This is a genomic window from Roseomonas rosulenta (assembly GCF_016106005.1).
GTDB lineage: Bacteria > Pseudomonadota > Alphaproteobacteria > Acetobacterales > Acetobacteraceae > Neoroseomonas > Neoroseomonas rosulenta.
Window position 1 is genome coordinate 1 of record NZ_JACADR010000173.1, and the last position, 9,468, is coordinate 9,468.

At 72.5% G+C, this 9,468-nt stretch carries 10 protein-coding genes; 5 read left to right on the plus strand and 5 right to left on the minus strand.

What is annotated here, in order from left to right; translation table 11 throughout:
* Window positions 1-136 precede the first annotated feature (136 nt).
* The gene (locus tag HW578_RS17960) at window positions 137-1,117 is read right to left on the minus strand and encodes a formylglycine-generating enzyme family protein (RefSeq protein WP_198371992.1); all 981 of its coding nucleotides are present in this window, start codon (window positions 1,115-1,117) and stop codon (window positions 137-139) included.
* Window positions 1,118-1,216: 99 nt separating this feature from the next.
* On the opposite strand from HW578_RS17960, the gene HW578_RS17965 reads away from it, so the two are divergent.
* Window positions 1,217-2,194 (plus strand): LysR family transcriptional regulator, encoded by a 978-nt coding sequence (locus tag HW578_RS17965; protein ID WP_198371994.1) that lies wholly within the window; start codon window positions 1,217-1,219, stop codon window positions 2,192-2,194.
* Window positions 2,195-2,527: 333 nt separating this feature from the next.
* Window positions 2,528-3,868 (plus strand): GTPase, encoded by a 1,341-nt coding sequence (locus tag HW578_RS17970; RefSeq protein WP_198371996.1) that lies wholly within the window; start codon window positions 2,528-2,530, stop codon window positions 3,866-3,868.
* On the opposite strand, the gene flgH is transcribed toward HW578_RS17970, so the two are convergent.
* Genes flgH through HW578_RS17990 form a run of 4 tightly spaced genes read right to left on the minus strand, consistent with a single transcriptional unit; the run spans window position 3,852 to window position 7,084 of the window.
* Window positions 3,852-4,586 (minus strand): flagellar basal body L-ring protein FlgH, encoded by a 735-nt coding sequence (gene flgH, locus HW578_RS17975; RefSeq protein WP_198371997.1) that lies wholly within the window; start codon window positions 4,584-4,586, stop codon window positions 3,852-3,854. The genes HW578_RS17970 and flgH overlap by 17 nt on opposite strands.
* 3 nt (window positions 4,587-4,589) lie before the next feature.
* Window positions 4,590-5,543: a flagellar basal body P-ring formation chaperone FlgA gene (gene flgA, locus HW578_RS17980; RefSeq protein ID WP_198371999.1), complete on the minus strand. Its 954-nt coding sequence runs from the start codon at window positions 5,541-5,543 to the stop codon at window positions 4,590-4,592.
* Window positions 5,543-6,328 carry a flagellar basal-body rod protein FlgG gene (gene flgG, locus HW578_RS17985; protein WP_198372001.1) on the minus strand — a complete coding sequence of 262 codons (786 nt, stop codon included), beginning with the start codon at window positions 6,326-6,328 and terminating at the stop codon, window positions 5,543-5,545. Before flgG ends, flgA begins: the two co-directional genes overlap by 1 nt.
* Window positions 6,329-6,340: 12 nt before the next feature.
* Complete coding sequence (locus tag HW578_RS17990; RefSeq protein WP_198372003.1) at window positions 6,341-7,084, minus strand: flagellar hook-basal body complex protein; 744 nt, start codon at window positions 7,082-7,084, stop codon at window positions 6,341-6,343.
* 197 nt (window positions 7,085-7,281) lie between these two features.
* Here HW578_RS17990 and HW578_RS17995 point away from each other — a divergent pair, with 197 nt between their 5' ends.
* The 3 genes from HW578_RS17995 to HW578_RS18005 are packed head-to-tail and all read left to right on the plus strand — an operon-like array spanning window position 7,282 to window position 9,317.
* Window positions 7,282-7,815, plus strand: a complete 534-nt coding sequence (locus HW578_RS17995; protein WP_198372005.1) for a flagellar basal body-associated FliL family protein — start codon at window positions 7,282-7,284, stop codon at window positions 7,813-7,815.
* The gene (gene fliM / locus HW578_RS18000; protein WP_198372007.1) at window positions 7,812-8,882 is read left to right on the plus strand and encodes a flagellar motor switch protein FliM; all 1,071 of its coding nucleotides are present in this window, start codon (window positions 7,812-7,814) and stop codon (window positions 8,880-8,882) included. The genes HW578_RS17995 and fliM overlap by 4 nt, the downstream gene beginning before the upstream one ends.
* A 3-nt stretch (window positions 8,883-8,885) precedes the next feature.
* Window positions 8,886-9,317 (plus strand): DUF6468 domain-containing protein, encoded by a 432-nt coding sequence (locus HW578_RS18005; RefSeq protein WP_198372008.1) that lies wholly within the window; start codon window positions 8,886-8,888, stop codon window positions 9,315-9,317.
* The last annotated feature ends 151 nt before the right edge of the window (window positions 9,318-9,468 follow it).

Below are 9,468 nucleotides of genomic sequence, written 5' to 3' on the forward strand. Positions count from 1 at the left end.
GCGGCCGGGCGCTGCTGCGCCTGCGCCAGGGTCGCGCCACCCGGCAGCGCGCCGGCGGCAAGCCCCGCGGCGCCGCCGAGCAGCATGCCGCGACGCGAGCGCCCGTTCGTCTCGTTGCTCATGGTGTGTCCTTCCCTCAGGCGGATGCCGCGTGGCGGCGGATGCAGCGGAAGCCGATGTGGCTCATGCCGGTGTCGACCATCTGGGCGTGCCGGGCCGCGGGGCGGTAGCGCCGGCAATAGGACGGCGCGCAGAGGAAGGAGCCCCCCTTCACGACCTTGCGCGGGATGCGGATGGCCGGCTGGGCGGGGTCGAAGGACCCCTCGATCGCCGGCCCGCGCGGATTGAGCGGGGCGCAGCAGGGCTTCTTCGGATCGGCGGCGTGCTGGGCGGCCCACCAGTCCGTCGTCCACTCCCAGACATTCCCGCAGACCTCATGCAGGCCATAGGGATTGGGCGGGAAGGACCGCACCGGGCAGGTCCGCTCGAAGCCGTCGGTCGCGAAGTTCCTCCAGGGGAAGGGGCCCTGCCAGGTGTTCGCAACGTGCTGGCCGCCGGGCGCGAGCTCGTCGCCCCAGGCGAATTCCGCGCCCTCGAGCCCGCCACGGGCGGCGAGTTCCCACTCTGCCTCGGTCGGCAGTTCCTTGCCGGCCCAGCGCGCATAGGCCTCGGCATCCTCGAAGGCGACCTGGACGACGGGGTGATCCTCGCGCCCTTCGATGGTGCTGCCCGGGCCTTCGGGCGCGCGCCAGTGGGCGCCGGGCGTCCAGTGCCACCAATTCGAGATGTCGCGGGTGTCGACCGGGCCTTCCGTCATGCGGAAGACAAGCGCGCCGGGCGCCAGCATGGCAGCATCCGCCCCCGGATAGAGGGCGGGGTCGAGCGGCCGCTCGGCGACTGTGACATGCTCGGTCGCAGCCACGAAGGCGGCAAACTGGGCGTTCGTCACCGTTGTTACATCCATGTCGAAGGCGCCGACGCGCGCGGGGTGCGCGGGTCCTTCCTCGGGGTAGTGGTAGTCCGAGCCCATCAGGAAGGTGCCGCCGGGAATGCGCGCCATGACGCCCGGCGCGGCTTGGTTCGGCAGGACAGGCGCGTCGGCTGCGGCGTTCCGCATTCCCCCTCCCTCCTTCGGTTTCGCGGGGCGGACGTTGCCATCATTGCGGCGGCGGTGCCCAATGCCGGTTCGGCAATCTTCGATTGCTCGGGGAGGCATATGTTCGAGGTCCGGGACCTCCGGATGGTGCGCGCGATCCATGAGCACGGCAGCCTGGTCCGGGCGGCGCGCGTGCTCGGCATCGCGCAGCCGGCGCTCACACGGCAACTGGCGGCGCTGGAAGCACGGCTTCGCGGCCCCCTGTTCGAGCGCAGCCCGCGCGGCGTGACGACCACGGACCTGGGCCGTGCGGTGCTGATGGACGCAGCGGACATCCTCGAAAGGCTCGAGCGGCTCGAACGCCATGCCTCCGAGGCGCGCGGCGACCAGGTGCGCGACCTCAACATCGCCGCGGGCGCCTACATCGCGGAGACGCTGTGCATCGTCGCCGCGGCGCGCATGCTGTCGCTGTACCCGCGGGTGCGCCTGCGCCTCGTCTCAGCCAACTGGGCGGAGGTGCCCCGCGCGGTGCATGAGCGAGAGGCGTCCCTCGGCCTGCTCGATCTGCGCGGCTTCGAGGCGGAGATGGGCGACGGCCTCGATGTCGAGCGGCTGCGACCGCAGCCAGGTGTCTTCGTCGTCCGGCCCGGTCATCCGCTCGTCGGCCGGGCGGGCATCGGCCTCGCGGACATCATGGCCTATCCGGTGGTGTTGATCGGGCGCATCCCGACGGCGGTGCAGGCCCCCATCGCCTCGGCGCGCGCCGAGGCCAGGGCGGCGGGCCGCACGCATGCGGCCTTCCCGGCGCTGATCCACGAAAGCCCGACCGTGGCGCTCCGCACGCTGCCGCATTCGGATGCCGTCGCGGCGGTGACGATCGCCATCGCAGCACCCGCCCTTCGGGCCGGCGAGGTCGTCGCGTTGCCCTGGCGCGATCCCTGGGTCTCGGTTCATCCGGGGATCATCAGGCTGCGGAACCGTTCGCTCGGAGAGGCGGAGGATGCCTTCCTCGACCTTCTCCGGACCGCTGACCGGGAGGGCGACGCGGCCGCAGCGGCTTTGTGTGAAGAACTCGGGCTTCCGAACGAATGCACCTGAGCAATGGCTGAGACGTCGGCGGGTAACGATTCAATCGCGGTCTCGACGCTGTTCCGGCACCGCGACCCTGTCAGGCGGCGGAGGCTGCGTCACTGTTCCCGGGGCTCTCCGTGACGACGGATGGCGGGTATCACGCGGGACGAGCGTCGGCAGATGCCGTTGCCTCACTGCCCCGCGTTTCAACCGGTGGTGCGGATTGCCCACGATCGGTGCGTGAACAGGAGAGGCCGATGCAAGGGGATCCAGGCCCCTGGACCCCCGCCGCGGTCGGGAAACCCCTGTGCCGGCCGGGGCGGCGGGCGCACCATGCGCCCCGGGCAGGGAGGTTGCGCCATGACATCGAGCGCGCGGCGCCGCGTCGTCATCCTCGGTGCGGCGGGGCGGGACTTCCACGTCTTCAATACGGTCTTCCGCGACGATCCGGGCAGCGACGTCGTCGCCTTCACCGCCGCGCAGATCCCGGGCATCGCCGGGCGCGCCTATCCGGCGGCGCTGGCCGGGCCGCTCTATCCCGAGGGCGTGCCGATCCTGGACGAGGCCGACCTGCCGCGCCTGCTGCACGACCGTGCCGTGGACAGCGTGGTCTTCGCCTACAGCGACGTGACGCATGCGCATGTGATGCACCTGGCTTCGGCGGCGCTGGCGGGCGGGGCGGATTTCGAACTGCTCGGGCCGCGCCGCACCATGCTCCGGGCGGGCCGGCCGGTCATCGCCGTCTGCGCGGTGCGCACCGGCTGCGGCAAGTCGCAGGTCGCGCGCTGGATCGCCGCGCGCCTCGGCGCGGTGGGGATGCGCGTGGGCGTGCTGCGCCACCCCATGCCCTATGGCGACCTGGCGCGGCAGGCGGTGCAGCGCTTCGCGAGCCTCGCTGATCTCGACGCCGCCGACTGCACGCTCGAGGAACGCGAGGAATACGAGCCCCACATCGCCGCCGGCCACGCGGTCTATGCGGGGGTGGACTATGCGCGGATCCTCGAGCTCGCCGCGCGCGAGAGCGACCTGATCCTCTGGGATGGCGGCAACAACGACTTTCCGTTCATCCGTCCCGACCTGCTCATCACGCTGGTCGATCCGCTGCGCCCCGGCGACGAGAGCGCCTACCACCCCGGCGAGGCGGTGCTGCGCATGGCCGATGTCGTGCTTGTGGCCAAGAGCAACGCGGTATCCCCCGAGGCCGTGTCCAGGGTGGAGGCAGCGGCGCGCGCGCTCAACCCCGCCGCACCGGTGATCCGCGGCGCGTCGCGCGTCACGCTGGACGACCCCGGCGCGGTGCGCGGCCACCGCGTGCTGGTGGTCGAGGACGGGCCGACCCTGACGCATGGCGGCATGGCGACGGGCGCGGGCCATGCCGGGGCGCTGGCGGCCGGTGCCGCTGCCATCATCGACCCGCGGCTGTCCGCCGCGCCCGCCATCGCCGCGGTCTTCGCGCGCTACCCGCATCTTGGGCCGGTGCTGCCGGCGATGGGCTACGACGCGGCGCAGCTGCGCGACCTCGCCTCGACGATCGCCGCCTCGGCGGCGGAGGTGGTGGTCAGCGGCACGCCGGCCGACCTGCGCGTCCTGCCGGGCATCGGCAAGCCCGTGGTGCGCGCGCGCTACGCCTATGAGGAGGCGCAGGAGCCCGGCCTCGGCGCCGTGATCGACCGCTTCCTCGCCCTCAGAAGGGCAGGATGATGTCGAGCAACTCCTGGCCCAGGCGCGGGCGCTGCACGTCGCTGATGGTGCCGCGCCCGCCATAGGCGATGCGCGCCTCCGCCAGGCGGTCGTGGCGCACCGTGTTGTCGGAGGCGATGTCCTGCGGGCGGATCACGCCGCCGACCGTGAGGTCGCGCAGTTCGGAATTGACCCGCACCTGCTGCCGCCCGGTCACCACCAGGTTGCCGTTGGGCAGCAGCTGCGTGACGGTGGCGGCAACCCGCAGCGTGACGGATTCATTGCGCCGCGTCGCACCCGTGCCGTTCACCCCACTGGTGGAATTGCCCTGCACCATGTTCGAGGGGTCGAACCCGCCGGGGAACAGCCGCGCATAGGAGGCATCGAGGCCGAGCAGCCGCGGCACGCCCATCGACTCGCTGTTGTCGCGCGAGCGCGTGGTGCGGTTCTGCAATTCGGCCTCGTCCTGGATCGCCACCAGCACGGTGATGATGTCGCCCACTGCCGCCGCGCGCTGGTCGCGCAGGAAGGTGCGGCTGCCCGGACGCCACAGGGAATTGTTCGCCAGCGGCGGGTCCTGCGGGTTGGGCATGGGCATGCTGACGGGCCGCCAGCGCGGGTCGGCGGTGGGGTTGGTGACGCCCGCCATCTCCGGCGGGTCGCCCAGGCGCGACAGCCGCTCGGCCCCGGAACAGGCGGCCATGGCCAGCGGCAGGGCGAGGATGGCGAGGCGCTTCATGGCTCAGCGCCGCCCGGCGAGTTGCAGTGGCGCGGCACCGATGCGCACGCGCACGCGCCCCGGGCCGATCGCCTCGGCCTCGACCACCTGGCGGGAGGCGAGGTTCATCACCTGCACCATCTCCCCCATCGCCGCCGCATCGAGCGCGCGGCCCTGCGCCGCGAGCGCGATGCCCGGCGCTTCCAGCAGCATCAGCACCGGCTGGTTCTTGCCGATCACGACCGGGGCGACGAGGTCGATGGTCACGAAGGGCATGGCGGAGCCGATCGGGCGACGCAGCTGCCGGCCGACCACGTCCTCGATGCGCTGTGCCATCCCCGGGCGTACGCGCTCGGTGCGCAGGCGGCGTTCCTCGACGTCGCCGGGGCGGACGACCTCGCCCACCGCCATGCGGCGCGTGGCGAGCACCACCGGCACGGTGGGTGCGGCGCGCCCGGCGATGCGCAGGCGCTGCATCGCCATGCCCTCGGCTGCCACCACCAGCGTGGCGGCGAAGCGGCGCGTGGCGGGGTCGTAGTGCGGGGCTTCGAGCGTCACCTCGGGCAGCGCCGCGACGGGCACCAGCGGCGGCGCGAAGCCCGGCAGGTCGAGGTCGAAATCGGCATCGGCGCCGAGGCGGGCGAGCTCGAGCCTGAGCAGCGCCTCCATCTCGTCGCGCGGCACGGGGCGGCCGGGGCGCTCGACGATGCTGCGCTCCTCGCCCGAGAGCGGATGCCAGGCGAGCCCATGCCGGCGCGCGATGGCGGCGAGGTTGGCGGCATCGAGCAGCATCCGCCGCCCCGGCGCGGGCGCGGCGCCGACCGCCTGGCCGGCGCGCGGGCCGGCGTTCTCGAAGATGTCGCCCAGGCGCAGCATGGCGTCCTCGGCCAGCACCACGGGGCGGGGCGCGGGGGGCAGCGTGTCGGCGCGCGCGGGCAGGGCCAGCAGCGGCAGGGCGAGGATGGCGCGGCGGAACATCAGCGGAGCCTCGTCAGCGTGGAGAGCATCTCGTCGGATGCGGTGATGACGCGGGAGTTCATCTCGTAGGCGCGCTGCGCGGTGATCAGCGACGTGATCTCCTGCACGACATTGACGTTGGACGTCTCGATGAAGCCCTGCATGGTCTGCCCGTAGCCCGGCGTGCCCGGCGCGCCCTGCTGCGCATCGCCCGAGGACGGGGTGGCGAGGAACAGGTTGTCGCCGATGGCTTCCAGCCCGCCCTCGTTGGCGAAGATCGCGAGCTGCAGCTGGCCCACGTTCTGCGGCTGCACCTGGCCGTCGAGCTTGGCCAGCACCTCGCCATTGGCGTTGATCGTGACGTCGCGCGCATTGGCCGGGATGGTGATGCCGGGGTTCACCACGAAGCCTTCGGCGGTGACGATGGTACCTTCCGCGCTCAGGCCGAAGGTGCCGTCGCGCGTATAGGCGGTCTCGCCGCTCGGCATCTGGATCTGGAAGTAGCCATTGCCGCGGATGGCGATGTCGAAGCGGTTCTCGGTCTGCTGCAGGTTGCCCTGCTCGGCGATGCGATAGACCGCGGCGGTGCGCACGCCGAGGCCGATCTGCGCGCCCGAGGGCAGGGTGGTGCCGGTATCGGCCGACTGCGATCCGGTGCGGCGCAGGTTCTGGTAGATCAGATCCTGGAATTCCGCGCGCCGGCGCTTGTAGCCGGTGGTCGAGATGTTGGCGATGTTGTTGGAGATGACCTCGACATTGTTCTGCTGGGCCATCATGCCGGTGGCGGCGACGTGGAGCGATCGCATCGCGCGGTCTCCTTACGAGCGCCGGCGCAGGATGCGCTCGACGGCGGTGGACAGGCGTTCGCCTTCGCGCTCGGCGAATTGCGCGGCGAACTGGAATTCACGCAGCTCGGCCGTGAGGCGCGTCATCTCGAGGATGGAGCGGACGTTGCTGCCCTCGAGCACGCCCTGGCGCAGCGCGGGGCGGTCGACCGCGACCGGGTCGGCGCCGGCGGCGTCGAAGACGCGGTCGCCCTCGGCGCGCAGCACCTGCGGGTTGTCGAAGCGCACCACGCGCAGCCGGCCGAGCACGCCGTTCTCGGAGCGGATGGTCCCGTCGCCCTGGATCTTGATGCGGGTGTCGTTGGGGGCGGTGGCGATGGGCGCGCCGTCGGTGTTGAGGACCAGGTTGCCCTCCATGTCGACGATCCGCCCGCCCTCGCCGAGGCTGAAGCGGCCCGCGCGCGTGTAGCGCTCGCCGCGCGGGGTCTCGACGGCGAAGAAGCCATCGCCGGTGATGGCGACATCGAGCGGATTGCCGGTGACCTGCATCGCGCCCGTGTCCATCTCGCGCCATGTCGCCCGGTCCTGCACGAAGGCCACGGGGCGCCCGCCGGGCGGGGCGCCGCCCTGGTCCTGGCGCTGGACGTATTCGCCGAACACCGGGCGCAGCGCGCGGAAGCCCGGCGTGTCGGCATTGGCCAGGTTGTGCGCCAGCACCTGCGTGGCGCGGTTCTGCAGCGCGAGGCGCGAGAGGATGATGTAGCCCGGGCTGTCCATGCGGCGTGTCTCCGGCGGTGGCCGGGCAGGCGGAGCGCAACCGCCGTGCCAGCGAAACGCGCCCGCATGGGCGGCAGAACCTGCCCGGCGGCGGCAGCATGCGCCCTGCGCGCGGCACATCCGCCCCGGGTGCGCCGCGGCGAAAGCCTTCCTTAACGGCAGCAGCGGAGGATGCACGTCTTGGCAGGAGGGCGTGGATGTCGGCGGCGCCGGAAGCGGCAGGAGCGAACGAGGCGGCGAAGGAGGGCGGCGGCAGGAAGACGCTGCTGCTGTTGGGGCTGCCGCTCGTGCTCGCGGCGGCGGGGGCAGGGCTGTGGTTCACCGGGATCCTGCCGCCGCTGCTGGGGATGGGGCATCCGCAACCCGCGGCCGAGGCGGTCGCTGCCGCGGCCGCGCCGCGCCCGCCCGCCTTCTTCGACATGCCCGAGATCGTCACCAACCTGAACGCCACGGGGCGCCGGCCGGTCTTCGTGAAGCTGCGCTCGAAGCTCGAGATCACGCGCGCGGAGGACAGCGCGGCCATCACCGCCGCCATGCCGCGGCTGCTCGACCTGTTCCAGACCTATCTGCGCGAGACGCGCCCCGAGGAGCTGCGCGGCTCCGCTGGGACCCATCGCCTGCGCGAGGAACTGGTCGCGCGCGCGAACATCGCGCTGACGCCCCCGCCGGGCAGCATGCAGCCGGCCCCGCGTGTCACCGACGTGCTCTTCGTGGAGATCCTGGTGCAATGAGCGGCCAGGGAGAGGAGGAAGACCTCGCCGCCGCCTGGGGCGCCGCGCTCGAGGAGGAAGGCGCGCAGCCCGCCGCAGCGGCACCCACGCCCGATGCGACGCGCGTGCTCAACCAGGCCGAGATCGACAGCCTGCTGGGCTTCGAGGGCGGCGGCGGCGCCGCGGCCGAGGAAAGCGGCATCCAGAAGATCATCTCCTCCGGCCTGGTGTCCTACGAACGCCTGCCGATGCTCGAGATCGTCTTCGATCGGCTCGTACGACTGATGTCGACGACGCTGCGCAACTTCACATCGGACAACGTGGAAGTCTCGATCGACGGCATCGTCTCGCTGCGCTTCGCGGACTACCTCAACTCCATTCCGCTGCCGGCCATGCTGGGGGTCGCGCATGTCAGGCAGTGGGACAATTACGGGCTGGTGGTGGTCGATTCCGCGCTGATCTATTCGGTGGTGGATGTGCTGCTGGGCGGGCGGCGCGGCACGGCGGCCATGCGCATCGAGGGCCGGCCCTACACCACCATCGAGCGCACCCTGGTCGAACGCCTGATCGGCGTGGTGCTGGAAGATGTGACGGCCGCCTTCGAGCCGCTGTGCCCGGTGAGGTTCGAATTCGACCGGCTCGAGGTGAACCCGCGCTTCGCCGCCATCTCCCGCCCGTCCAACGCCTGCGTGCTGGTGCGCCTGCGCGTCGACATGGAGGATCGCGGCGGCAAGCTCGAGATCCTGCTGCCCTATGCGACGCTCGAGCCCGTGCGCGAGCTGCTGCTGCAGCAGTTCATGGGCGAGAAGTTCGGCCGCGACAGCATCTGGGAGACGCACCTCGCGGAGGAACTCCGCATGACCGAGGTGGCGCTCGACGTGGTGCTCGACGAGCAGCTGCTGCCGCTCTCGACCATTCTCGACCTCAAGGTGGGCGACCGCATCGCGCTGGGAGTGGCGCCGGGCGCGCCGGTGCGGCTGCGCTGCGGCGACGTCGCGATGTTCGAGGGCGAGCTCGGCCGCCAGGACCAGCGCCTGGCGGTGCGCATCGCGCGCGAATTCCCCCGCAACCGCGGCATGGAGGCCTGAGGCATGTCGGTCCTCGAATGGGGTCTGCAACTGGTGTTGTTGGGGCTGCTCGGCGCGGCCATTCCCTTCGCGCTGCGGCTCGAGCGCGCCTTGCGCGAGATCCGCCGCGACCGCGGTGCGCTCGAGGGCAGCGCGCAGGGCCTGGGCGAGGCGGCGCGCATGGCCGAGGCCGCGATGGTGCGGCTGCGCGCCTCGGCCGAACTCGCCGGGCGGCAGGTGGCCGAGCGCACCGCGGCGGCCGAGCCCCTGCGCGACGACCTGCGCTACCTGATCGAGCGCGCCGAGACGCTGGCCGACCGGCTGGAAGGCCTGGTGCGCGCCGGCCGTCCGCTGGCGGCCGAAGCCCCGCGCGCGGTCGAACCGGCCCTGCAAAGCCAGGCCGAACGCGACCTGGTGCGCGCGCTCGCACTCGGTGCCGCGCGGGGCCAGGGCTGATGGTGCGACCCCGCCTGCTGCCGGTCGCGATCGCCGCCATGGCGGGGCTGTTCGTCGTGAAGGCGGAGAGCCTGCTGGGTCTGCTGCGCGGCGGCGCGGCGGTGGTCGCCCCGGCGCGCGCGGCTGATCCGCCGCCGGCGCCGGCCCCCGC